The 25,998-nt window shown below is 68.7% G+C and carries 14 protein-coding genes; 8 read left to right on the forward strand and 6 right to left on the reverse strand.

Going from position 1 to position 25,998, the window contains the following annotated elements; genetic code table 11:
* The 5 genes from prmA to EDC25_RS08530 all read left to right on the forward strand — a co-directional run bounded on the left by prmA (position 1) and on the right by EDC25_RS08530 (position 5,497).
* Entirely contained in the window at positions 1–903 is a 903-nt protein-coding gene (prmA, locus tag EDC25_RS08510; protein WP_123520944.1) for a 50S ribosomal protein L11 methyltransferase, read from the forward strand.
* Positions 904–942: 39 nt separating this feature from the next.
* Positions 943–1,740, forward strand: a complete 798-nt coding sequence (locus EDC25_RS08515) for a zinc-ribbon and DUF3426 domain-containing protein (RefSeq protein WP_123520943.1) — start codon at positions 943–945, stop codon at positions 1,738–1,740.
* 217 nt (positions 1,741–1,957) lie between these two features.
* Positions 1,958–2,245, forward strand: coding sequence for a helix-turn-helix domain-containing protein (locus tag EDC25_RS08520; RefSeq protein ID WP_377600611.1), 288 nt, complete (start codon positions 1,958–1,960; stop codon positions 2,243–2,245).
* A gap of 74 nt (positions 2,246–2,319) precedes the next feature.
* The gene (gene purH, locus EDC25_RS08525) at positions 2,320–3,915 is read left to right on the forward strand and encodes a bifunctional phosphoribosylaminoimidazolecarboxamide formyltransferase/IMP cyclohydrolase (RefSeq protein WP_123520941.1); all 1,596 of its coding nucleotides are present in this window, start codon (positions 2,320–2,322) and stop codon (positions 3,913–3,915) included.
* 310 nt (positions 3,916–4,225) lie between these two features.
* Complete coding sequence (locus tag EDC25_RS08530; RefSeq protein ID WP_123520940.1) at positions 4,226–5,497, forward strand: hypothetical protein; 1,272 nt, start codon at positions 4,226–4,228, stop codon at positions 5,495–5,497.
* 187 nt (positions 5,498–5,684) lie between these two features.
* Here the strand turns inward: EDC25_RS08530 and EDC25_RS08535 are convergent, their stop codons facing one another.
* Positions 5,685–8,495 carry a serine/threonine-protein kinase gene (locus tag EDC25_RS08535; protein WP_164483894.1) on the reverse strand — a complete coding sequence of 937 codons (2,811 nt, stop codon included), beginning with the start codon at positions 8,493–8,495 and terminating at the stop codon, positions 5,685–5,687.
* A gap of 4 nt (positions 8,496–8,499) precedes the next feature.
* Positions 8,500–9,123, reverse strand: coding sequence for an ECF-type sigma factor (locus EDC25_RS08540; RefSeq protein WP_164483893.1), 624 nt, complete (start codon positions 9,121–9,123; stop codon positions 8,500–8,502).
* 250 nt (positions 9,124–9,373) lie between these two features.
* On the opposite strand from EDC25_RS08540, the gene EDC25_RS08545 reads away from it, so the two are divergent.
* Positions 9,374–12,142 (forward strand): S8 family serine peptidase, encoded by a 2,769-nt coding sequence (locus EDC25_RS08545; protein WP_164483892.1) that lies wholly within the window; start codon positions 9,374–9,376, stop codon positions 12,140–12,142.
* Between the two features lie 714 nt (positions 12,143–12,856).
* On the opposite strand, the gene EDC25_RS08550 is transcribed toward EDC25_RS08545, so the two are convergent.
* Together EDC25_RS08550 and EDC25_RS08555 are read right to left on the reverse strand one after the other, a co-directional pair.
* Positions 12,857–15,751: a S8 family serine peptidase gene (locus EDC25_RS08550; RefSeq protein ID WP_123520937.1), complete on the reverse strand. Its 2,895-nt coding sequence runs from the start codon at positions 15,749–15,751 to the stop codon at positions 12,857–12,859.
* Between the two features lie 185 nt (positions 15,752–15,936).
* Complete coding sequence (locus EDC25_RS08555) at positions 15,937–17,268, reverse strand: NupC/NupG family nucleoside CNT transporter (RefSeq protein ID WP_123520936.1); 1,332 nt, start codon at positions 17,266–17,268, stop codon at positions 15,937–15,939.
* Between the two features lie 144 nt (positions 17,269–17,412).
* Here EDC25_RS08555 and EDC25_RS08560 point away from each other — a divergent pair, with 144 nt between their 5' ends.
* Positions 17,413–19,014: an electron transfer flavoprotein-ubiquinone oxidoreductase gene (locus tag EDC25_RS08560; RefSeq protein ID WP_123520935.1), complete on the forward strand. Its 1,602-nt coding sequence runs from the start codon at positions 17,413–17,415 to the stop codon at positions 19,012–19,014.
* A gap of 391 nt (positions 19,015–19,405) precedes the next feature.
* Entirely contained in the window at positions 19,406–22,966 is a 3,561-nt protein-coding gene (locus tag EDC25_RS08565) for a PAS domain-containing hybrid sensor histidine kinase/response regulator (RefSeq protein ID WP_132577413.1), read from the forward strand.
* A gap of 223 nt (positions 22,967–23,189) precedes the next feature.
* On the opposite strand, the gene EDC25_RS08570 is transcribed toward EDC25_RS08565, so the two are convergent.
* Positions 23,190–23,846: a response regulator transcription factor gene (locus EDC25_RS08570; RefSeq protein ID WP_123520934.1), complete on the reverse strand. Its 657-nt coding sequence runs from the start codon at positions 23,844–23,846 to the stop codon at positions 23,190–23,192.
* 111 nt (positions 23,847–23,957) lie between these two features.
* Entirely contained in the window at positions 23,958–25,907 is a 1,950-nt protein-coding gene (gene acs, locus EDC25_RS08575) for an acetate--CoA ligase (protein WP_243695114.1), read from the reverse strand.
* Positions 25,908–25,998: the final 91 nt, after the last annotated feature.

Below are 25,998 nucleotides of genomic sequence, written 5' to 3' on the forward strand. Positions count from 1 at the left end.
ATGTGGCTGGCCATCACCGTCGAGACCGAGGCGCGTTTCGAGGAGCGCCTGAGCAGCGCCTTCGAAGACCTGGGCGCGGTCGCCGTGACCCTGCTGGATGCGGCGGATCAGCCGATCTACGAACCGCGTCCCGGCGAAACGCCGCTGTGGCGTCGCCTGACCATGCAGGCGCTGTTTCCCGGCGAAGCCGATGAAGCCGGCATCGTCTTCGGGCTGAGCGCGCTGCAGCCCGGACTGGACCTGCGTCGCCTGCAGGTGCAGCGCATCGAGGACCAGGACTGGGAACGCGCCTGGATGGATGATTTCCATCCCATGCGTTTCGGCCGCCGGCTGTGGATCGTGCCGACCACGCACGCGGTGCCGGAAGAAGCACAGGCGGACGACTCGGTGGTGATCCGGCTCGATCCAGGGCTCGCCTTCGGCACCGGCACCCACGCGACCACGTCGCTGTGCCTGCAATGGCTGGACGCGCAGAAGCTGGACGGCCGGCGCGTGCTCGACTTCGGTTGCGGCTCCGGCATCCTCGCGATCGCCGCCGCGCGCCTGGGCGCCGCCGGCGTGGTCGCGACCGACAACGATCCGCAGGCGCTGACGGCCACCGCCGACAATGCCGCCGCCAATGGCGTCGAGCCGGCGCTGCACATCGTCGCCAGCGAAGACTGGTCGCCCACGGCCGAAAACGATGTCGTCGTCGCCAACATCCTCGCCAATACGCTGGTCGAGCTGGCGCCGACACTGGTCGCGGCGATCCGGCCCGGTGGCGCGCTGGCGCTGTCCGGCATCCTGCCCGAGCAGGCGGACGACGTCGCCGCCGCCTATGCCGTGCTCGGCGTCGAGTTGCAACGGCGTGATCTCGACGGCTGGGTGCTGCTGGCCACGAATGCGGAAATGGTCGACGCATGATCGCCGGCGCTTCGCTACGCTGACGGCCTGCGACCGACCATGTCCGCCATGTACAGCCAATGCCCGCACTGCCTGACCATCTACCGGGTCGCCCTGGGCGAACTCGCCGGTGGTCGTGGCGAAGCCGCCTGCGGCAGCTGCGACCAGGCCTTCGACGTACTGGCGACGCTGAGTGCCGAGCTGCCACCGGAGCCCATCGACCGCCTCGACGTCGTGCCTCCGCAGATGCCGGTGCCGGTGCTGCGCCAGGCGGTCCTGCGACCGAAACCGCTGCAGCCGTCGCTGTTCGATCCGAATACCCGCAAGCAGGCGGAAAGCTTCCTCAAGCCGCGCGCGGCCGTGGCTGCGGCCGGGACGCGACGGCGCGTGGCCTTGTGGCTGGCGGTGGTCGTGTTGGCCGTGGTGCTGCTCGCCCAGATCGTCTATGCCGAACGCCAGCGACTGCTGGCCATTCCGACCTATCGCGCCTGGGCCGAATCGCTGTGCGAGCGCTTCGGTTGCCTGGTGCCCGGTTCGACGCGCGCGATCGCCGACATCCGCCTCATCTCCCGCGACATCCGGAAGCATCCGACGGTCGAAGGCGCCTTGCTGATCACCGCGACCATGGCCAATACCGGGGAGCGCGCGCGACCCTATCCGATCCTCGAGCTGCGCCTGTCGGATCTCGACGAGCGGCCGGTGGCGATGCGCCGCTTCATGCCCGAGGACTATCTCTCCGATCGCGCCCGCGTGCCGGCAGGCATGCCACCGCACTCGACGGTGCCGCTGGAGTTCGAAGTGCTCGACCCGGGCGCGGATGCGGTCGCCTTTGAATTCCGCTTCCTGCCGCCACGCTGATCGAACCGACCGGCATCGGCGTGCGCTTGCGGCGCTGTGGTACGGCCGCGCATGCCACCATCGCAGCACTGCCGTGACACCTGCCTCGCCACGACTGTGATGCGTTGTCAAGGTTTCATCGTCATCGCCTCGGGGGTACACTGCCCGCCCCGGAGAGGACACCACGCCGCACTGCAGGCGCGGGCGGAATCCGGCCCCGTCATTTCGCTGCCCAGGAGTGCCGCCCTTGAACGCCGTCGTCCAGTTGCCCGTGCCCCAGCGCGATCCGCAGGCCACGCGCGTAACCCTGGCGGAGTGCGTCGGGCAGTCGGTGCGCCGCTACCTGGAAGACCTGGGCAACAGCGATGTCAACGACGTCTACGACCTGTTCCTGCGCGAGCTGGAAGGTCCGCTGCTGCGTGAAGTCATGGCCTGGTCGAACAACAACCAGAGCCGCGCCGCGCAGGCGCTCGGACTGAGTCGCGCCACCCTGCGCAAGAAGCTCCAGGCGCACGGCCTGCTCTGACGTTCCAACCGCCGAGCCGCACCGCCTCGGCTGAGCTTCCGGCGGTGCATGGATGCCCTGCCGAGACTGCCATCATGACGTTCGATCCTGACTCGCGCCTGCCCGTCAAGCGCGCCCTGCTGAGCGTGTCCGACAAGACCGGATTGCTGGAACTGGCCCGCGCGCTGGCGCGCCACGGCATTGAACTGGTCTCTACCGGCGGCACCGCGAAGGCGCTGCGCGAAGCCGGACTGGCCGTGCAGGACGTGTCCGCGCTCACCGGTTACCCGGAAATGATGGACGGACGGGTGAAGACGCTGCATCCGGTGGTCCATGGCGGCCTGCTCGGCCGCGCCGGCCTCGACGAGGCGGTGATGGCCGAACACGGCATCGCCGCCATCGACCTGCTGGTGCTCAACCTCTATCCCTTCGAGCGCGTCACGGCACGACCGGATTGCACCCTCGCGGAAGCGGTGGAGAACGTCGATATCGGCGGACCGGCCATGCTGCGGTCGGCCGCCAAGAATTTCCAGCGCGTCGCCGTCGCGACCTCGCCCGACCAGTACGATGCGCTGGTCGCCGAGCTGGACGGCAACGCGGGCCAGCTGTCGGGCCGGACGCGCTTCGAGCTGTCCGTGGCCGCCTTCAACCGGGTGGCGCAGTATGACGCCGCGATCAGCAACTACCTGTCGGCGATCACCGACGCCAGCACCGAGGTGCCCGTTCGCGCGCATTTCTCGGCACAGGCCAACGGCAATTTCGTCAAGGTGATGGACCTGCGCTACGGCGAGAACCCGCACCAGAAGGCCGCCTTCTACCGTGACCTGTACCCGGCGCCGGGCTCGCTGGCGACGTTCGAGCAGCTGCAGGGCAAGGAACTGAGCTTCAACAACATCGCCGATGCCGATGCCGCCTGGGAATGCGTGCGCCAGTTCGACGCCCCGGCCTGCGTCATCGTCAAGCATGCCAATCCCTGCGGCGTCGCCGTCGGCGCCGGCTGCGGCGACAGCTACGAGGCCGCCTACGGCACGGATCCGACCAGCGCCTTCGGCGGCATCATCGCCTTCAACCGTCCGCTCGACGCGAAGACGGCGAAGACGATCCTCGACCGCCAGTTCGTCGAGGTGCTAATCGCCCCTGGCTACGACGACGCCGCACTGGAGTACGTCACGCGCAAGGCGAACGTGCGCGTGCTGCGCATTCCACTGGCCGCGGCGGCGCCCGGATTCATCGACACCCGCCGCGTCGGTTCCGGCATGCTCATGCAGACCGCCGACGCCCGCGTCGTCAGCCGCGACGAACTGAAGGTGGTGACGCGGCTGGCGCCCACCGACAGCCAGTTCGCCGACCTGCTGTTCGCCTGGAAGGTCGCGAAGTTCGTCAAGTCCAATGCCATCGTCTACGCCCGCGACCAGCGCACCATCGGTGTCGGCGCCGGCCAGATGAGCCGTGTCTACTCCGCGCGCATCGCCGGAATCAAGGCCGAGGACGCCGGCCTGGTGGTGCAGGGCTCGGTGATGGCGTCGGACGCATTCTTCCCGTTCCGCGACGGCATCGACGCCGCTGCCCAGGCGGGCATCAAGGCGGTCATCCAGCCGGGCGGATCGATGCGCGACAGCGAGGTGATCGCCGCCGCCGACGAGCACGGCATTGCCATGGTGTTCACCGGCGTCCGCCACTTCCGGCACTGAGCCGCATCGGCGCGGCGCTCACGTCTGCGCGCCTCGCCTACCGTCGCCCCCACGACGTCGCACCGACAGCGACGACGGCGACCCGCGGCCGACATCCAGACACCGCGTCGGTCTATGCCGGGGCCGCATTCACCTCCGCCTCCGCTGGCCGCACCGGCGCATGCGAAGCCGTGTCCATGCCGGCGCTCGCGCCTGATTTTTTAATGAACGGAAACTGAAGTCTTTGTCGAATCTGCGATAGGGTGGCCGGTTCTGGCGCCGTATCGCGTTATTGCCCGGTACCAGACTTTTGCCCAAGACGGAGAGTTACATGCACGCCAGCCGTATCCGTTCCGCCATCGCCAGCCTGACCGCCAGCGCAGTGCTGACGCTGTCGGCGGCCGCCCCCGCCCTGGCTGAAAAGCCCGGCACGGTGACCACCATCCGTGGCGCAGGACCCGTCGTCCAGGCCATCAATGGCGCTCCATTGACGATCCGCGTCGGCGACGAGCACTCCTACCAGATCATCAACGCCGACATCCCGGGCGTTGGGCAGATCTATCCGTCCAGTTCTTCCGGCACCGCCGACATGGGCTGGATGGTGCGTACCGGCGGCGTCCTGTATGCACCCGCCTACAGCACCCATCCGTCCGGATCGGCGACCGGCAGCCTCGGCGCGTACACGGCCTACAGCGGGCGCACGATCAGCGCGGTCACCGGCACCGGCACCGCTGCCGATCCCTTCCGCGTCGTGGTGGAAAACCAGCTCGGCACCAGCGGCCTGAGCAGCCGCGAAACCGTCCGGTACGTCAATGGCGACAACTACTTCAGCAAGTCGTTCACGCTGACCAACAACAGCGCCGCCAGCCAGGATGTGAGCATCTTCCTCGGCGGCGACATCTATCTCGCCGGTGACGACAGTGGCGTTCCCTACCGCCAGTCTGCTTCCGGCAGCGTCGGCGGCAGCGACTGCGGGACGCCCGCGAGCTACTACATCCTCTATATCCCGCAGACGCCGGCCAATGCATGGACCGGCTCGGGTTATGGCAACGTCTGGTCGCAGATTGCCGGCGGCACCCTCAGCAATACCCTGTCCACCACCAGCTGCATCGACAATGGCGCGGCCCTGCAGTGGAACCGGACGATTCCGGCGGGTGGCAGCACCACGGTCGAGGCGCTGACCTCGTTCGGTGACATCCCCAGCATCCTCCTGTTCGACGTCGTCAGCGTCACCCCGGACAACGGCGCCCAGGGCAGCACGGTGAACGTGACTATTTCGGGCCTGGGCTTCGCGCCGGGCATGCAGCTGAACTTCGGCAGCGGCATCACGCTGTCCAACCTGGTCGTCGTCAATGACACCACCGCGACGGCGACGCTGACGATCGCACCTTCGGCCACGGTCGGTCCGCGTGATGTCGTCGGCACCAACGACACCGCCACCCTGACCGACACGCTGGTGGCCGGTTTCCGCGTCACCAGCTCGGGTGGCCCGCTGCCCGGGGGTCCGGTACGACCGGTACCGGCGGTGGATGGGTCCGGACTGGTGTTGCTGGTCGTCGGCATGCTGCTCGTCGGCCTGGTGGCTGCCCGCCGCTACAGCTGACGCCGCGCCCCGCCGGGCTTTCGGCGGGACGCTTCGTGATCGCGTGGCGCACACGCGCCGCGCGATCCGACCACGCAGCCGCCGCAGGCTGGCGGAAAACCTGTCAGCTCCATCGTAAGTGCAACCGACAACCTCCGCAGGCGGGCGGCGGCTCGCACCGAAGGAATCGCCGTCCGGACAGGCCGGCTCAATCGAGTTGGCGGCAGTCGGCCGGCGGTGTGGTCGACATGACCCGCATGGCCGGTTCACCGGTTGTGTCCGCAATGGCCTGCGCATAGACGCTGCACACGCCGGCGAACGCGAACGCTTCCTCGCGGAAGCGCCGACGCAGCGTGGCAGCCGCATCGGCATCGCCGTCGGCGGCGGCCGCCCGGACCAGGATCAGCCGCGCCATCGACAGTTCGGTGGGATCGGCGCGCAGGTCCGGATTCGCGTCGACGATGGCGCCGGCAAGCATCCTGGCGCAACGCGGATCGCCCCGTTGCAGGCACAGCTCCGCATGCAGGCGGTCGGCGCTGCGGACCGCACGTTCCCGGAAGGGATGCGAAGACGGGACGTGCTCCAGGCCTGTACGGGCGGCAGCCAGCCAGCGCCCGGCGTCATCGATGTCACCGCGCAGCAAGGCCACGTCGGCGAGCAGGACCTGCGTCTGTACGCGTGTCGCACGCGCATCGGGCTGGGGCCGTCCGTCCAGCTCGCCCTCGAGCGTGCGCGCCACGGCACCGGCCTCGTCAAGCTGGCCGGCGCGGATGAGCCGACGTGCCAGGAAGCGGTCAAGCCCGATGACATCCATGCTATCGGTCGGCGTGCGACGCGCCACGCGACGGGCCTCCCGCGTCTCCGCGACCGATTCCTGGAAACGGCCACTGCGCTCGAGCGCCTCGGCAAGCTGCGCGCGGACGCTGGCGACGGTGCGGAACTCCGGCCCGTACTGGCGTTGCCAGCGTTCGATCAGCCTGCCGTAGTCGGCCAGCACGGCATCGGAATGGCCGAGTACCAGCCGGTGTCCCGCCAGCAGCGTGTCCAGCAAAAGGTGTTCGCCGAGCAGCCCGGCCGTGGACAGGGTGGCCTGCAGGCGTTGCGACTCCTGGGCCGCGGCGGCGAACTCACCCGCCTGGATATGGACGTCGACCAGCGCCGCGCGTGCCTGTGCCTGGTCCTCGATGGTGGTGCCCGCCCGTCCACGACGCGGCCGGCCCAGCGCGATCGCGCGCTGTGCCAGTTCGCGCGCCTGCGCGGGCGGCAACAGGCCATGGCGGGTTCCGACCCGGACCTTGGTCGTCAGCAGGCGCGACAGCGTCGAGACCTGCTGCGCGTCTTCGCTGGCGTGCTCGACCAGGGCGATCGCCGAATCCAGGTTTTCGATCGCAGCCGCGTGGCGCCCGGACAGCTCCAGCGCCATCGCCTGGCCCTCATGCAGGCGCGCCTGCACGATGGGATCGAGATCCTCACCCTGTTCCAGGCCACGCTGCGAGGCATCGACGGCCGAAGGGGTGTCGCGTGCGCCGGCATAGACGTCGGCGATCATGCCCATCAGCCAGGCGCGGACCTCCGGCGGCAGGTCGCGTTGGCCCATTTCGGTCTTCAGCAGTTCCAGCACGTCGCGAACGCTGAGATCCGCACCTTTCTCGCCCGCTGTTGAACGCGCAAGCACATCGGTGACGAAATCGAAGGTGCGGGTGTACAGGTCGCGTTCGTAGCGCGTCTGCGCAAGCTGCACGCTGCGATAGGCGGTGAAGGCGACGACACCGGCCACGACCAGCGCGGATACCGCCAATGCGACCCGGTGCCGGCGCAGGAACCGGCCGAGGCGATAACGCCAGCGACCGGTATGGGCATGGACAGGACGGTGGTCCCGCCAGCGCCCGAGGTCGTCGTCGAGCGCATCGACGTTGAGGTAGCGCTGATCGGGTTCGCGCTTCAGGCAGGCGTGGACGATGGCGCCCAGCCCGCCGGCGAGTTCCCGGCGGATGGCGGCGCGCGTGTTGCCGATCCCTTCCAGCGCGGCCGTGGGCGCGCGCGCGACCGCCTGCCATACCGGTTCGACCTCCTCGCCCTGTCCGCCGATGCGATGGCGCAGCAAGGTTGTTCCGCTGGCGTCCTCGGCGAAGGGGCCGACACCGGCAAGCAGCCGATACAGCAGCACGCCCAGCGTATAGATGTCCGTGGCCGGCCCCGCCTGCTCGCCGAGCAGCTGTTCGGGCGCGGCATAGGCGGGCGTCAGCGTCAGGTCGATGGTCTGGCCGGGCGTGGCATCACCCTCCGGATCGAAGAGCTTGGCGACACCGAAGTCGAGAAGCTTCACGCGTCCCTCGCCGGTGACGAGGATGTTCGACGGTTTCAGGTCACGATGAACGACGAGCCGCGAGTGCGCGTAACGGACCGCGTCCAGCACCTGGCCGAACAGCTCGACGCGGCCGCGCAGCGACAGGCGCTGTTCGTCGCACCAGCGGTCGATGGGGACGCCGTCGACCAGTTCCATCGCATACCAGGGTTCGCCCTGGCCGCTGACGCCGCCATCGATCAGGCTGGCAATGTTGTCGTGGCGAAGCCCGGCAAGGATGCCGCGCTCGCGCAGGAAGCGTCGTTGCGCGCCTACGCCGGCGACCGCGGAGGCGACGATCTTGAGCGCGCAGTGCTGTTCGAACTGGCCATCGGCGCGCTCGGCGCGGAAGACCAGGCCCATGCCGCCCTGCCCGATCAGTTCGATCAGCCGCCAGGCGCCGAACTGCCGGCCGATGAAGGCTGCGGCATCGACCGGCTCCTCGACCAGGTCGTCCGTCCACCGGGGCCGGGCGTCCAGGCGATCGTCATCGCTGGCATCGGCCTCCAGCAGTTGCCGTACGACTTCCGCCAACTGCGGATCGCGCCGGCGGATCTCCGCCATGCGGCCGTTCCGGTGCGCGGGCGCAAGATCCAGCAATTCGTCGAGCAGTGCCAGACCTTCGGCCCAGCGCCTGCCGTCGGCATCGGTGTTCCCGGTCGGTACGCTGCACACCGTCTCAGCCGTTTCCGTGCTCCGCGCCATCGGCATCCGCGCCAGAGGCGTCGGCGCCGGACAGCGCCACCAGCAGGAACGCGCGTGCCTTTCGCCATTCGCGCTGCACGGTGCGATCGGTGACCCCCAGCGCCTCGGCGATTTCCATTTCGCTGTAGCCGCCGAAATAGCGCCATTCGACGATGCGCGCCATGCGCTGGTCCACCGCCTCAAGCTCGGCCAGCACGCGATCCAGCTCGATGGCATCCATGGCGTTCTCGCCAAAGCCGACCAGATCCTCGGAAAGGGTCACGGCCGCCTCGCCACCGCCGCGCTTGATCGCCACCATGCTGCGATACTTTTCCACAAGCACCTGGCGCATGGCGCGCGAAGTCAGGCCGATGAGGTGGGGGCGGTCCTTCGGGCGGAAGCCGGCGTCCGTCGCTACGCGCAGGAAGGTCTCGTTGATCAGCGAGATCGTGCTCATGGCGACGCGGTCATTGCGCAGGTAGCGGCGCGCGCAGCGGCGCAGGTCGTCATAGACGGTGCTGTAGGCCGCGCCCAGTGCCTCGGCGTCGCCATCCTGTGCCCGCCGGAGCTGCTGGGTCACGACACCGAGATTGAGGCCCGGCTCGATGGTTTCATCCATTCCCGCCCTTCCACGGAACGCCACGCCGCCCGCGCCACTGCTGCGTTGCGGCGACACCCGCATACTGAAGGATGGCCGGCGACCGGACAAGACCGGCGCCTGGGCCGGCCCGGAAAGCCGATTCGTGGCAATCTTGGCAAAAATCGGGTCAGCCGCCGGCCGGATGTCGGGTTCCGCCGTCTTCCGTCGCATTGCTTCATGGGGTCATTCCGCCCGTCGGCCCGCTACCTGCCCGCCAAGGAGTCAAGCCATGCGCCGCGCCCATCCTCTTGTCACCGCGTCCGTCACCGCGCTGTCGCTGGCCGCCGCCTGTGCCGCCGCAGCCGTGAACCCGCCCGCGGCCGATGACGCCTGGGCGCGGGTCGAAATGGATCGCGACACGCTCACCGCATGGCTGGGGCCGGTTGCCGGCGTCGACTACGGCGCCTTCCAGTGGATCCCGGCGCATCTTCTCGCCACCCGGGCGCCGGTCGATCCGGCGCGGGTCACGGTCATCGAAGCGCCCTTCCGGATCACGCTGGGTGGCGAGTCGTTCGATCCCGCCGACCGCCCCCTGACCTTCGCCGGTCGCGAATCGACGGCGGCAACCGGACCGGGCTGGTGGCTGGTGCAGTTCGTCGGCCCGACGCGACGCGACTGGCTGGGCGACCTCACGGCGCGCGGGCTCAAGCCGGTCCAGTACATCCACCCGTTCACCTACGTCACATGGGGCGAGGCGGCGACGGTTGCATCGCTGCAGGAGGCCGGCCTGCCGCAGGTGCGCGCGGTGTCCGAATTCCGCCCCGACTACAAGTTCCGCCCGGACGAAGGGTTCCCGCCTGCCGTCGGCCACCAGCGCGAAATGATGGCGCTCGTCGCCAACGAGTATGTGCCGACGCTCCAGGGACGCATGGGGGCCGTCGGCGCGGCCATCCGTGCGATCACCGCGGTCAACAGCCTGCTCAGCGTCATCTATCTCTCCGCCACCGGCATCCGCGGCGGCGAGATCGCCGAATTTCCCGAAGTGTACGCCTTGCAGGATGTCCCCATGGATGGCGGCGTCCGCGGCGAGATCCAGAACCAGGTCAATGCCGGACAGCTCGATGCCTCGGGCCGGGCACACACCGGTTACCTGGCATGGCTGGACGGCACCGGCCATGACGGCAGCACGGTCACCGTCAGCGTCGTCGACGAGTCCGGCTTCCGCGCCAGCCATCTCGACCTGGCCGACAACGTCTCGGGCTGCGTACCGCTGCCCGGACCGCTGAGCAGCTGCAGCGGCAACGCCTACAGCGACCATGCCACGCATGTCGCCGGCGCCATTGCCGGTACCGGCGCCAGCGGCATCGTTGATGGAGAGGGATTCCTCCGCGGCATCGGCGTCGCGCCCGGTGCGCGCATCGTCGCGCAGGACTTCGTGCCGCTGCTGTCCTACGAGGAGGGTGGCATGGTTCCGGACGGCATGTCGGTGATCTTCACCGAAGCCGTCCGCAGCGGCGCCCTCATCAGCAACCACTCGTGGGGACCTTCATCGACCGCGCGCGGCTATGACATCCCGACCCTGCAGGTCGATATCGGCACCCGCGATGCGGATCCGGCCACGACCAAGAACGAGCCGCTCCTTGCGGTGTGGGCGATCATGAATGGCCAGGGCGACCGCATGACCGGGCCCTGCGCACCGGCTTCGCTGGGATCGCCGGACGAAGCCAAGAACATCCTCGCCGTCGGCGCGACCTACCTGCTCGACGGTGCCGGCCAGCGTGCCGGTGAATTCGATCGCCTCGCCCACGTTTCCGCACACGGCAATGCCTGCGACGGCCGCCGCGTGCCGCACCTGGTCGCGCCGGGCTGCACGACCGACAACGCCAGCGCCGCCGGCGATCGTTCGCATTCGCGCGCCAGCAGTTTCTGCGGCACCTCGATGGCCGCGCCCAATGTCAGCGGCGCCGCCGCCCTGTTCTCGGCGCAGCATTACGCCCGGACCCGCATGCCGCCCAGTCCGGCACTGGTCAAGGCGGCGCTGACCGCCGTCGCGCACGACCTTGCCGGCCAGCGCAATGCGAACACGCAAGGCGAGGTGGTGATGGGACACCGCCCCGACCGTTTCCAGGGCTTCGGGCGACTGGACCTCGATGCCGCCGTGAATCCCGCCGCCGAGGTCATCCACGTCGACCAGACGCACGTGTTCCACGAGTCCGGAGAGGAGTGGCTGCTGCAGGTCGAGGCCGATGATCCCGACCTGCCGGTGCAGGTCATGCTCGCGTGGACCGATGCGCCCGGCCATGGCCTGGGTGGCGCGACCGCCGCATGGGTGAACGACCTCGACCTGCGTGTCCGCGCTGGCGCGCACGCCTTCCGCGGCAATGCGGTCGGCGCCGATGGCTGGTCCAGCGCTGGCGGCGTGCCGGACGGTGCGAACAACCTCGAGGGCGTCTTCCTGTCGCCGGCGCAGCACGGCGGCGATGTCCTCGAGATCGCCGTCCTGGCCACGAACATCGCCGGCGATGCGCTGGCCCCGCGCAATCCGCAGTTGGCCGGTCCGCGACAGGACTTCGCGCTGGCCTGCTACAACTGCACGACGCGGATCGACGCGAAATCGACAGCCGTCGATCTGGCGCTCCAGGCGCCATCGACCACGCCGGTCGTCACGCCGGGCGGCACGGTTGCGCTGCCCTTCTCCATCGTGCAGCCCGGACCGGGCAAAACGCAGAAACTGCGCGTGGACCTGGAACTGCCGGAAGGCCTCTGGCATGTCCGCCGCTCCGACAATGGCGCCTGGGAATGCGTCGGTGGCGGCCGCCACGTCCGCTGCACGACGGCCGCCGATGCGATGCCGGGCACCGTGACCGCGGGCGACGTCCTCGTGCGTGCACACGCGGACCTGCAGCCGGGGCGCCTGCTTTCCGGCGTCGCGCGCGTCCGAGCGCGCGACAACAGCGATCCGGCCGGCAGCAACAATGCAGTCACGATCGCGGTGCAGGTGATGCCCCTGCAGGACCTGTTGCTCGTCGATGGATTCGAAGGCGGCGGACCGCACTGAGCCGCGAACGCGCGGGGACGGCGCGGTGTCCGCCCCCGCGTTGTGACGGCCAAGCCCGCCCATCGCGTCTATCGCGCCGATCCCCCTGTCCCGGCATTCCGGCATGGCAACCAGCGCAGCACCGTCGTTGCATGGGCGGCCCGATGTCGGGTCGGCAGCGCCCTTCGCGCATCCATGCAGTGAGGAGTGCGTCGATACCTCTCCGACGCACCATGCCATGCGGCGTGGTCCTCCGCAGACCGGATACCCGCTTTGCGCTTTCTTGCTTCCAGGCAGGCCGCGCGGCGTCCAGAACGCCGGCGGCCTCTTTTTCGGGACGCGGCGGAACGCTGCCGGAAAACCCCTGCCGTGTTTTCCGTGCTTTTTGCGCCTGCTGTCGTGAGGCCGGGCGCAACCCGCTTTCACGGCGTCATGGATGACACGTGAGCCTCCGCGAAACCCTCGTTCGCGACTGGAAGTGTCTAGACGACATGACCGGCCCGCCTGGTCTCTCCCACCCGGCGGGCTTTCTTTTTGGCACCCCGCTCGTCGGCCGCCACCGTCAGCGCCCCGCCGTTTGCGCGGCACAAATGGCCGTCCGGCACCTGCAACCGCCCCTCCTACATCCGTCTAGCGCAGCCGCGACCCGACGCCTGTCCCGTCATCTCCGGACGGGTGCGCAAAAAGAAGGCCTCCGCATCGGAGGCCTTCCCGGTGATGCCCGTTGCTCAGGAGTCAGTTCGCACTGCCGACCACCAGACTGGACAAGGTCGACCACTGGCTGTTCGTGGCGGTGCCCTTGAAGGTGATGCGCGTGATCGGCGCCGCCGTGATGAAGCCGCGGAAGTCCGACGGACCGGCCGCGTCGTACTGCTCGGTGGTGCCGTCGCTCAGCTCGATGGTGACATTGGCGGCAACCGGCGCCACGGCGGCATTGGTGATCCAGAAATTGCCGCCCACCGCGGTGACTTCACCAGCCGTGAAGTCGACGACGATGTCCACGCCGGCGGAGTTGGGCGTGATGATGGCGTTCGGCTCACCCCAGAGGCCGTTGTTGTTGCCCGACCGCAGCTCGATCGTGTACCCGGCATTGCTGAATACTTTCGGCTCGGCGATCGGGCCGAGGTCGCTGAACACCGGTTCGAGGGCGCCCGCCGCCAGCTGTGCCATGAACCCGGCACGATCGGTGTACACCCCGGGCGTCGAGCCGCCGCCCTCGCCTTCGAAGCCATGCGCGAAGATCACGTCATCCAGCACGCCTTCGCCAAGCACGGCGATGGACATGCCGAGGTCGGGCGATTGGCCAGGCGTGGCGGTGCCCAGGCGCAGGGCGCCGAACTGGATCCGCTGCGAGCCCGGCGTCGGCGTCGCGGTGATCGTCAGCGCCTGCGTGGCGCCGGCGCCGGCCAGCGTGAACGTGCCCGGCGACACCGTTACCGTGAAGCCGGGGGGATTCACCACCGCCACGTTCCAGGTCGCGGACGAAGCCAGCGTGCTCTTTACCGTGCGCGTCCAGCTGCACGAGGGTTCGCAGCTGCTGTGGCGCATCGACGGCAGGTTGAGCGTACGCACGTCACCGCCGCTGGCCGGATTCGCGGCGAGGAAGTTGGCGATGGTTTCGTCCATCACCAGGCCGGCGTTCGCGGCGCGGGAGACATCGATACGGCCGTTGCCGACATCGTCCGGCGTCCACGGCGTCACCACGTCCTCGCGCACGCCTCCGGTATTCAGGGCGGTCAGCATCACGGCGGATTTGATCTCGGTGGCCGTCCAGTCCGGACGCACCGCGCGCAGCAGCGCGAAGGCGCCGGCGACGTGCGGCGATGACATCGACGTACCGCCGGTGATGCCGTATTCCGCGGCACCCGACGTTGCCTCGTTGGCCCAGGCTCCATAAATGTCGTCGCCCGGGGCGGTGATATCGGGCTTGGTGACGTCGAAGGCATTGCCGCTGCCCTGCGCGCCGGCGGGCACCGGCGTGATCGGGCCGCGCAGGCTGAAATTGGACAGCACATCGCCCTGGACGACCGGTGCATTGACCACCGCCGCGGCCGGGGTGCCGGACAGCGTGACCAGATGCGCCGCCAGTGCCTGGCCGACATCCTGGGCGATCGTATAGGCGGGGACCCCGGCCCCCTCGAGACCGGCCATGCCGGTGGGAACGCCGATGGCGTTGTTGAACACCAGCACGCCGGTGGCGCCAGCCGCCTCGGCCTTCGCGACTTTTTCTGAAAAGTTGCAAGTGCCGCGTCGGATCAGCGCAATGCGTCCGGAGAGCAGTCCGGCCGGATAGCCGGGATCGGCGTTGCAGCCTTCCGGCGCGTCAGCGAAGTGCACGATCTCGATGTCGGCATCGTCCGCGAACTGGTGCGGGCTGCTGCTGGTGGTCAGCAGGATCGGCGTGGACAGCGGCGCCGGCACCGGTTCGGGACCGGTGATCGAGACCGACCCGCCCACGGGCGAGCCCTGTTCGTCATGCGTGCTGGAGGCCACCGAAGCGAGCCACGGGCCGCGATGGTTCACGTCACCTTCCGGCGTCGGGTTGAAGTTGGACTGCGTGGCATCCAGGCGCGTGTTGCCGGCGCTGGCGGCGACCAGGATGTCGGCCGTCACTGCATCGAGGAAACGGCGGTCGTCGGAGTTGCCGGACCAGACGCTGACGTCATTGCCGCCACCGCCGGAGATGGAGAAATTGATGACATCCACGCCATCGGCAATCGCCTTCTCGATGGCGGCGGTGATCGCCGTGCCACTGCAGGTGCTCGACGAGCACACCTTGTAGCTGTTGATCCGGGCGCAGGGTGCCACGCCAGACATGTCGAATTCCGGCGCCGGCGTCGTCCCGGCGACGGTCAGCGTGTTGCCCGCCGCGATGCTGGCGACGTGCGAACCGTGGCCGGTGCAGTCCTCCGGCGTCGGGCCATTGTTCGCCGACGCGCAGCTGCCGCTTGAGGCGGTGGTGCACGTCCCGCCGACCATGCAGGTGTAGGCCGTCAGCTTGGGCTGGCCGGCTTCGGCGCCGCACTCGGCCGGCAGCGGGCCGAACGACGGATGGTCGCGATTGCTGCCGGAATCGATGATGCCGACGACGATGCCTTCGCCGCGCGTCGGCAGGTTCGACGGCGTCGCGGCCCCGCTCCAGATCGCGCCGGCGCCAATGAACTCCGGGCCGCGGAATGTATCGAGCTGGCGGTCGGGCACGTGATCGACCGATTTCACACCCGGCAGCGATGCGATGGCGCGTGCTTCGTCGGCGGTCAGCTCCAGGCCGATGCCGCTGATCGTGATGCTGTACAGGTAGACCTGGCCCGGATCGCGGCCGATCTTCCCGGCGATCGCAGCGGTGCGCCCGGCCTGCAGCGCGGCCAGGTGATCGAGGTAGGCCCGGCTGTCGCTGCTGGAAACGTCCAGCTTGCGGCGACCCGTTGCAGCCGGCGAGGTCGCCTTCAGTTCGCGGATGCCGCCGTGGTAGTGCAGCAGACCCGGCTCGTCGAAGGTGACGATGTAGTTGCGGCGCTCGCCCTGCGCAGCCGTCGACTTGACGTCCGGTTGCGCGCTGGCGGCGGGTGCAGAAAGGCCGGCGGCGGCTACGGCCGCGGCCAACAAAAATCCGATGATCGATCTACGCATGCTGTCTTCTCTCCGAAGTTCCGGCTGCTGGGGCCGATGGCGCGAACGCGCCGTCTTCGCAGAGGGATGCGACAGAATGCATTGACACCCGACATAGGACGCGCGGGGCCCGGTACCGCATGCGGAAACGCGGGCCGGCGTCGCCGGCGATGCCCGCAAGGACACCCCCGGCCGTCGGGATTCGATCAGAACCTGGAGATCACGCCGGCGATGGTGGCCGTCATCAGCGTCGCCAGCGTGCCGCCGAGCACGGCGCGCATGCCGAAGCGGGCCAGGTCGCTGCGGCGATCCGGCGCCAGGCCGCCGATGCCGCCGATCTGGATGGCGATGGACGAGAAATTGGCGAAGCCGCACAGCGCATACGTGGCCAGCAGGCGGCCATGTTCGCTCAGCGTGTCCTGGATCTGCGACAGGCTCAGGTAGGCGACGAATTCATTGACGACGATCTTCTGGCCGATCAGCGAACCCACTGTCTCGGCATCCTGCCAGGGCACGCCGATCACCCAGGCGATCGGCGCCAGCAGGTAGCCCAGCAACGTCGACATGTCGGTCGGCTTGCCCAGCCAGCCGGCAATGCCGGTGACCTCGCCGAGCCACATCAGCGGTGCGTTCAGCAGCGCGATCAGGGCCACGAAAGCGAGCAGCATGGCGCCGACGTTCAGCGCCAGCTTCAGGCCTTCGGCGGCGCCGGAGGCGGCGGCGTCGATGACATTGACCGTGGTCTTGTCGACCTGCATGCGCACCTTGCCCAGCGTCACCGGGTCGCCGGTTTCCGGCATCAGGATCTTTGCGATCACCAGCGTCGCCGGTGCGGCCATGATGCTGGCCGTGAGCAGGTGCTTGGCGTAATAGGCCTGTTGCTCGGGATCGCCGCCGCCGAGCAGCATGACGTAGGCCGCGAGGACGCCGCCGGCGATGTGCGCCATGCCGCCGATCATCACCGTCAGCAGTTCCGACTTCGTCATCGACGACAGGTAGGGCTTCACCGTCAGCGGCGCCTCGGTCTGGCCGATGAAAATGCTGGCGCAGACGCTGGTGGTTTCCGCGCCGGAGACGCGCATGACCCTGGTGATGCCCAGCGCGATCATGCGCACGATGAACTGCATCACGCCCAGGTGGTAGAGCACGCCCATCAGCGCCGCGAAGAAGATGATCGTCGGCAGCACCTGGACGGCGAAGATGAAACCGTAGGGCTTGAAGGCATCCGGCCCGGTCTCGCCCTGGCCGGCCGCGATGGCGCCGCCGATCAGGCGCTCGTCGGCGACGGCGCCGAAAATGAATTTCGAGCCGGCAGCGACATACGAGAGGATGTTGACGAAGCCATGGCTGAGCGAATCGAACACGTCGCGCCCGCCCGGCACCATCAGCACCAGCATCGCGAAGGCGACCTGCAGCACGACACCGGTGGCCACCAGCCGCCAGTCGACCTTCCGCTTGCTGGCGGAGAACAGCCAGGCGATGGAGAGCAGCACCATCAGCCCGAAGATACCGAACAGAACCGAACCCACAGCCGCCATCGGGCCATGCTCCCCAGCCAAAAAAGTCCGTGCAGGCTAGTACCAGCGCGGTCCTGAGGGAAGGGGCCAATGCGCCGGGACGCGCATCCGGCGCGTCCGGGGGGCCGGCCGGCCTATAATCCGGGTGCGTTCAAGGAGATGACGATGAGCGACCGCGAGGTCATGGAATATGACGTGGTGACCGTTGGCGCCGGCCCTGCCGGGCTCAGTTTCGCCATGCGCCTGAAGCAGTTGCGGCCCGAGTTGTCGGTCTGCGTCATCGAGAAGGCGTCGGCGGTCGGTGCCCACATCCTCTCCGGCGCGGTCATCGAGCCGCAGCCCCTGGACGAGCTGCTGCCGGGCTGGCGCGACAATCCGCCGCCGGTCTGCGTCCCCGCTGGCGACGACGAATTCTGGCTGCTGTCGAAGACCGGCGGCCGCAAGCTGCCAGTGCCGCCCGGCATGCGCAACCACGGGAATTTCATCGTCTCGCTGGGCGCCCTGTGCGCGTGGCTGGCGCCACAGGCCGAAGCGCTGGGCGTCGAGATCTTCCCGGGTTTCGCCGCCGCCGAACCGGTGTTCGACGAATCCGGCGCTGTTGCCGGCGTGCGCATCGGCGACATGGGCATCGCCCGGGACGGCAGCCACAAGCCCGGCTACACGCAGGGCATCGACATCCGCGCCAAGGTCACCGTGCTCGCCGAAGGCGCGCGCGGCCACCTCACCAAGCAGCTGGTCAAGCGCTTCGGACTGGACCGCGACAGCGACCCGCAGGGTTACTCGATCGGCATCAAGGAACTGTGGCAACTGCCGTCGGGCCGGACGAAACCCGGCAGGATCGTCCACAGCTTCGGCTGGCCGGCCGACAACCGCACCTATGGCGGCAGCTTCGTCTACCACCTGGAGAACGACCAGGTGGCGATCGGCTACGTGTCCGGCCTCGACTACGAGGACCCGCGCTACCAGCCCTACGAAGCCTTCCAGCAGTGGAAGAACCATCCGAAGATGAAGGCGCTGCTCGAGGGCGGCAACATACTCAGCGCCGGCGCGCGCGCCATCGTCACCGGCGGCTACCAGTCGCTGCCGAAGGTGGAAATGCCGGGCGCGCTGCTGATCGGCGACACCGCCGGCCTGCTCAACGTGCCCAAGGTGAAGGGCACCCACCAGGCCTTCCGCAGCGGCATGCTCGCCGCCGAGCACCTCGTCACCAGCGATCTGTCGCCGGCGGGCTGGGATGCACGCCTGCGCGCCTCGCCGGCCATGTCCGAGCTGCGCAAGGTGCGCAACATCAAGCCCGCCTTCAAGAAGGGGCTGTGGTTCGGCCTGTTCAACGCCGCCTGGGAAACCGTCACCGGTGGCCGGTCGCCGTGGACGCTGCGCAACAAGGCGGACTGGAGCAGCCTGGAGAAGATCGGGCACTACGAATCGCCCAAGCGCGACTACGTCGATCGTACATTGCCGCCACGCGACCGCCTGGCCGGCGTGTACTTCGCCGCCACCGAGCATGACGAGGACCAGCCGGTGCACCTGCACGTGCTGGACCCGCAGATCTGCGTCACGCGCTGCGCCGAGGAATACGCCAATCCCTGCACGCGCTTCTGCCCCGCCGCCGTGTACGAGATCGTCGAGGATGGCGCCGGCAAGCGCCTGCAGATCAACGCCGCCAACTGCGTGCATTGCAAGACCTGCGACATCAAGGACCCGTACCAGATCATCAACTGGGTGACGCCGGAAGGCGGCTCGGGACCGAACTACCAGAACCTCTGACCGTCGGATCGCATCGACTGCGCCCACCGCATCGCCGGCGGGCGGCTCGTTTCATCGGTCCATCGCAGCGGCTTCCACATCGGCCACTTCGCGCCGCGCAAGCGCAGACGCAGACGCAGACGCAGACGCAGACGCAGACGCAGGAGCACGGGCGTGGTTCGCATGTCGTGGCCTGCCACCCGGCGCGGCGGGTCACTGGCCGGTGTCGACACGCTGTCGTCGTGGCGCCGCCGTGATGCCCGACGGTGAAGCGTCGCCATGTAGCCGCGCCACTGCCCTTGCGGCGCCACACTTCCGGTTCCGTACCCTGACACGGGTTGTGCGCCGCAGCACCTTCCGATCCCTGCCAAGCGCCTTGCGCGTCGTACCATCGCCGGCCTGAGGAGGGGAGATGATCAGCGACTGGGTGCTTCTGCTGGTGTCGGTGGCCTATGTCGGGCTGCTGTTCGCCGTCGCCTACGTCGGCGACCGCCGGCCGCTGTATCCGACGCGACCGCGGCTGCGACCGCTGGTGTACAGCCTGGCGCTGGCGGTGTACTGCTCGTCGTGGACGTTCTATGGCGCGGTCGGCAACGCGATTACTTCAGGCTGGAACTACTTCGCGATCTATCTCGGCCCGATCCTGCTGTTCGTGCTGGCACCCCGCCTGATCGAGCGCATGATCCTGATCGCCAAGGACCAGAGCATCACCTCGATCGGCGACTTCATCGCCTCCCGCTTCGGCAAGTCGCAGCCACTGGCGGTGGCGGTCGCGCTGATCGCGCTGACGGCGGCGGTGCCTTACGTCGCGCTGCAGTTCAAGGCGGTGGCGATGAGCATACAGGTGCTGTCCGGCACCCCGGCCGGCGACACCACGCCGTCCATCCTGGCCGATACCGCGTTCTGGGTCGCGGTGATGCTGGCGCTGTTCTCGATCCTGTTCGGCACGCGGCAGATCGACGCGACCGAACACCACCACGGCATGATGCTGGCAGTGGCGCTGGAATCGATGGTGAAGCTGATCGCCTTCGCCGCCGTCGGCGCCTATGCGGTGTGGCTGCTGTTCCATCCGCCGGAAGCGGCGACCACCCCGCTGGCGCCGCTGCCCATCGAACGACTGCACTGGCCCGGCGGTTTTCTCGCGCAGACGCTGCTCGCCTTCTGCGCGATGCTCTGCCTGCCGCGGCAATTCCAGGTTGGCGTGATCGAGTGCGAGGACCCGGCCGACCTCAAGCGTGCGCGCGTCTGGTTCCCGATGTACCTGCTGGTGTTCGTCGCACTGGTGCCGCCGATCGCGCTGGCCGCCTGGCCGCTGCTGCAGGACAGCGGTGTCTCCGCCGATGCCGCCGTGCTCTGGCTGCCGCTGTCGCAGGGCCAGAACACGCTGGCACTGCTGGCCTTCGTCGGCGGCTTCTCGGCCGCGACCGGCATGGTCATCGTCGCCAGTGTCGCGCTCAGCATCATGATCAGCAACGACCTGGTCATGCCCTGGCTGGTGCGCGTGCGCAAACTGCACCTGGACCGCGATGGCGATCTGTCACGCGTGGTGTTGTGGGTGCGCCGCGTCGGCATTGTCGCGCTGGCGGCGCTGGCATTCGCCTATTACCGCTTCACCGCGCATTCGGACACGCTGGCGGCAACGGGCCTGCTCGCGTTCGCTGCGGTGGCGCAGTTCATGCCGGCGATGCTTGCCGGCCTGTTCTGGAATGGCGCCAGTCGCACCGGCGTCATGGCCGGCCTGGTCTGTGGCTACGCGGTGTGGTTCTACACGCTGCTGCTGCCGACCTTCGCCCGCGCCGGCTGGCTGCCGGACGCCTGGCTGCAGACGGGGCCTTACGGTTTCGAGCTGCTGCGGCCGGAAGCGCTGTTCGGCCTGGGTGGCTGGACGCCGCTCACGCACGGCGTGTTCTGGTCGCTGGCCTTCAACACGGTGATCCTCGTCCTGCTGTCGCTGCGCAACCAGCCGGGACTCAGTGAACGCCTGCGCGCTGCGCGATTCCTGGAACCCTATCAGCGGCCGCCACACGAACCGGGCGAAGGCGAGGCGGCTCGCCTGACCATCAACGACCTGCGCGAGCTGGCGATGCGCCTGCTCGGCGAGAACTTCGTGCGCCGCGCCTTCGCCGACTACGCACGGGAGCGCAACCTCGTGCTGCGGGGCGAAGACCATGCCGACCGGGCGCTGCTGCAGTTCACCGAGCGCCTGCTCGCCGGCGCCGTCGGCGCCGCGACCGCCCGCCACGTCATGACCGGCGCCCTCAGCGGCAGCGGCCTGGACCTGGCGCAGGTGGTGAACCTGCTCGACACCGCCTCGCAGGAGCTGCGCTTCAGCCGCGAACTGCTCGGCGTCACCCTGGAACACATGGCGCAGGGCATCAGCGTCGTCGATCGCGACATGCGCCTGGTGGCCTGGAACCGCCGCTATGTCGAGCTGTTCGACTATCCGGACGGCATGGTCAATCCGGGCACGCCGATCGCCGAACTGATCCGCTGCAACGCCGAGCGCGGCCTGCTCGGCGGGCAGGGCGGCGACAGCCTCGACGAACAGGTCGAGAGGCGCCTGTCACACATGCGCCAGGGCAGCCCGCACCTGCATGTGCGCGAGTGGCCCGACGGCCGCATGATCGAAAGCCGCGGCGAACCGCTGCCCGGTGGCGGCTACCTGATGACCTTCGCCGACATCACCGAATACGTGCGCGCCGAGCGCGCGCTGCGCACCGCCAACGAAACGCTGGAACAGCGCGTCATCGAACGCACGCACGAACTCAGCCGCGCGCTGTCCGCGGAGGCCAGCGCCAAGCAGCTGGCGGAATCCGCGAACCTCAGCAAGACCCGCTTCCTCGCCGCGGCCAGCCACGACCTGCTGCAGCCGCTGCACGCGGCGCGCCTGTTCGCCTCCGCGCTGCGCGACCATCCCATCGAGGACCGCGCGGTGCGACAGCTTTCCGAGCGCGTCGACAGTTCGCTGCGCGCGGCCGAGGAGCTGCTCGACGGCCTGCTCGACCTCTCGCGCCTGGATACCGGAAGGCTGCATCCGGACAGCCGCGATTTCGCCGCGGCCGACCTGCTCGCCTCGCTGCGCGACCAGTTCGCACCGCTGGCGGCGAGCCGCGACATCGAGCTGCGCATCCACGACACGCGCGTCAACGTGCACAGCGATCGCCGCCTGCTGCGGCGCGTGCTGCAGAACCTGATCGGCAACGCGCTGCGTTACACCGCCACCGGTCGCGTCGTGGTCGGTTGCCGGCGCCGGCGCGACGCCGTCGAGTTCCTGGTCGCCGACACCGGCCCGGGCATCCCGATCGAGCACCAGAAGCACATCTTCGACGAATACCTGCGTCTGAACACCGAATCGCCCTGGGACGAACACGGGCTCGGGCTGGGCCTCACCATCTGCCAGCGCATCTGCCATCTGCTCGACGCCACCCTGACCCTGCGCTCGCTGCCCGGCCGCGGCAGCATGTTCATGGTCCGCGTTCCCTACGCACATGCGCAGGTCGTGCAGCGCGAGCGTCCCGCCGTCATCGGCAGTCCCGGGTCGCTGGAAGGCATGAGCGTGCTCTGCCTCGACAACGACCGTGCCATCCTCGATGCCATGCGGGCGCTGTTCGACCGCTGGCAGGTCACGATGATCGCCGCCGCCAGCGTCGACGAGGCCCTGCGCCTGTGCCAGCAGGACAAGCCGGACGCGCTGCTGGTGGACTTCCACCTGCATGACCGCATGGACGGCATCGATGCCCTGCATGCGTTGCAGGGCTGCTGGCCCGGCGCACCGCCGCGCGGCGCCCTGGTCACCGCCGACAGCAGCGAGACGCTCACGGCGCGCGCGCGCGCCGCCGGCTTTGTCGTCATGCGCAAGCCGGTGAAGCCGGCGGTATTGCGTGCGCAGCTGGGTGCCGCCTGGAGCGCGCTGCAGTTGTCGCGGCAGACGCCCAACCGGCGGGCCAGCGACAGGCCGCCACCCGGGCCCTGACAGCGCCTGCTTGCGCACGTTGCCTGCCGGGTGAAGCCACCGCGCGGACGGGCGCTGCACGCGGCTGCAGCGGGAGCAGCGGGAGCAGCGGGAGCAGCCGTCAGGCTTGACCGGATTGCAGGAAGAACCGGCGCTGCGACGCTGTCGCAATGAACCATCCCGGCCCGGCATCGTCGATACCCGGGACCCGGGCAGCAGGCGCCGTCGCGTCGCCCGCTGCCGATCAGCCGGCCGGCATCGACGGCGTGCCGCCTTCCAGTGCCAGCCTTCCCGTCAACACCAGCACCTGGGTGCGATTGCTGGCGCCAAGCTTGCGCATGATCGCCGTCATGTGCGCCTTGATGGTCGCCTCCGACACACCCAGCTCCCAGGCGATCTGCTTGTTCAGCAGGCCTTCGCCGAGCATCAGCAGCACACGGAACTGCTGCGGCGTCAGCTCGGCGATGCGCGCGGCGAGGTCGGCATCATCCGGCGACGACGTCTCGCCGGCTTCGACATCCGGCGGCAGCCAGACCTGGCCATCCATCACCTGCGCAAGCGCGTCGGAAATCACTTCGAGGCTGGCCGACTTGGGGATGAATCCGGAAGCACCGAAGGCGATGGCCTGGCGCATCGTCGCCGCTTCCTCACGCGCCGACACCACCACGACCGGCACCTGCGGATACTGGCCGCGGATATGCACCAGCGCGTTGAAGCCATGTGCACCGGGCATGTTCAGGTCGAGCAGCAGCAGGTCGGCATCCGGATGCGCGGCCGCCATGTCGAGCAGTCCCGATACGCTGTCCGCTTCGACCAGCTGGGCGTCGGGCATTGCGCGCGTCACCGCGCGCTTGAGCGCATCGCGGAACAGCGGGTGGTCATCGGCGATCAGGATTTCCATCGGGCCCCAGGGTATGAGCGACCAGGTCGCGCAACGTCATGCCAGCCAGCACGCGGTGCGATCCCGGTCCATTGCGGGCAGCGACCGCCTGCAGCGGGACACGATGCCATGTCAGCGGATCAGCCGGTTGTTCACCAGGCCCTCGACCACTCCCGGATCGGCCAGCGTCGAGATGTCACCGAGCTGGTCATGTTCGTTGGCCGCGATCTTGCGCAGGATGCGGCGCATGATCTTGCCGGAACGGGTTTTCGGCAGGCCCGGCGCCCACTGGATGTGGTCCGGCGACGCGATCGGCCCGATGCAGGCGCGCACGGTCTGCACCAGCTCCTTGCGCAGGTCTTCGCTGGGTTGCGAATCACTGGTCAGGGTGACGAAGGCGTAGATGCCCTGGCCCTTGATGTCGTGCGGGAATCCGACGACCGCGGCTTCGGCCACGGCGGCGTGCGCGACCAGCGCGCTTTCCACTTCCGCGGTGCCGATGCGATGTCCGGAGACGTTGATGACGTCGTCGACGCGGCCGGTGATCCAGTAGTAGCCGTCCTCGTCGCGACGGCAGCCGTCGCCGGTGAAGTACATCCCCGCATAGGTCTTGAAATAGGTGTCGATGAAGCGCTGGTGGTCGCCATAGACCGTGCGCATCTGCCCCGGCCAGGAATCCAGCAGCACCAGGTTGCCTTCCGTCGCGCCCTCGAGGATGCGCCCTTCGGCATCGACCAGGGCCGGCTGGATGCCGAACAGCGGCCGCGTCGCCGAGCCGGGCTTGAGGTCGGTGGCGCCCGGCAGCGGCGAAATCAGGATGCCGCCGGTTTCCGTCTGCCACCAGGTATCGACGACCGGGCAACGCTCCTCGCCGACGACGCGGTAGTACCAGCCCCAGGCCTCCGGATTGATCGGCTCGCCGACCGAACCGAGCAGGCGGATCGAATCACGCCGCCAGCGCTGCACTGGCTCGTCGCCTTCGCGCATCAGCGCACGGATCGCCGTCGGCGCGGTGTAGAGGATGGTCACGCGGTGGCGGTCGCAGACCTGCCAGAAGCGGTCGACATCGGGATGGTTGGGTACGCCTTCGAACATCACCGTCGTGGCGCCGTTGGCCAGCGGCCCATAGACGACGTAGCTGTGCCCGGTGATCCAGCCGACGTCGGCGGTACACCAGAAGATATCGTCCTCGCGCAGGTCGAACACCAGCTCGTGAGTCATGGCGACGTATACGAGGTATCCGCCGGTGGTATGCAGCACGCCCTTGGGCTTGCCGGTGGAGCCGGAGGTGTACAGCATGAACAGCGGCGCCTCGGCATCCATCGCCTCGGGCGGGCAGTCGGGTGAAGCGTCGGCGATCAGGTCGCCGTACCAGAGGTCGCGGTCCTCGAACCAGTTGATGCGGCCGCCGGTGCGACGCACGACGATGACCTTCTCCACCGAATCCACGCCGGGCTGCGCCAGCGCTTCGTCGACATTGCCCTTCAGCGGGATGGCGCGACCGCCGCGCACGCCTTCGTCGGCGGTGATGACCACCCTTGAACCGGAATCGACGATGCGGCTGGCCAGCGAGTCCGGCGAGAAACCGCCGAATACCACCGAATGCATCGCACCGATGCGGGCGCAGGCCAGCATCGCCACCGCCGCCTCGGGCACCATCGGCATGTAGATCGTGACGCGATCGCCCTTGCCGACGCCTTGGGCCTTCAGGGCCGAGGCGAAGCGGCACACTTCCTCGTGCAGCTGCCGGTAGGTGATGTGGCGCGGCGCGTCGGCCGGGTTATCGGGTTCCCAGATGATGGCGGTTTTGTCGCCGCGCTTTTCAAGATGGCGGTCAAGGCAGTTGGCCGACACATTGAGCTGGCCATCGGCGTACCAGCGGATGTGCAGGTCGCTGGCATCGAAGGACACGTCCTTCACCTGCGTGTAGGGCCGCATCCAGTCGACCCGCTGGCCCTCTCGACGCCAGAATCCCTCGTTGTCGTCGATCGACTCCCGGTAAAGGCGCGCATAGGCCTCGCTGTCGATGCGGGTCCTGGCGGCGACCTCGGGTTTGACCGGGATGAGGCTGGGCGTGGTCACGGGCGAAACTCCTGTGTCTGAACGGATCTGACCGGCACTATTCGGTCTGCAGCGGGGTTCACCAATTAGACTTTGGTCTGACCGGCAGGTC

Origin of the sequence: Pseudofulvimonas gallinarii, assembly GCF_004343305.1 — a bacterium.
Lineage (GTDB): Bacteria > Pseudomonadota > Gammaproteobacteria > Xanthomonadales > UBA2363 > Pseudofulvimonas > Pseudofulvimonas gallinarii.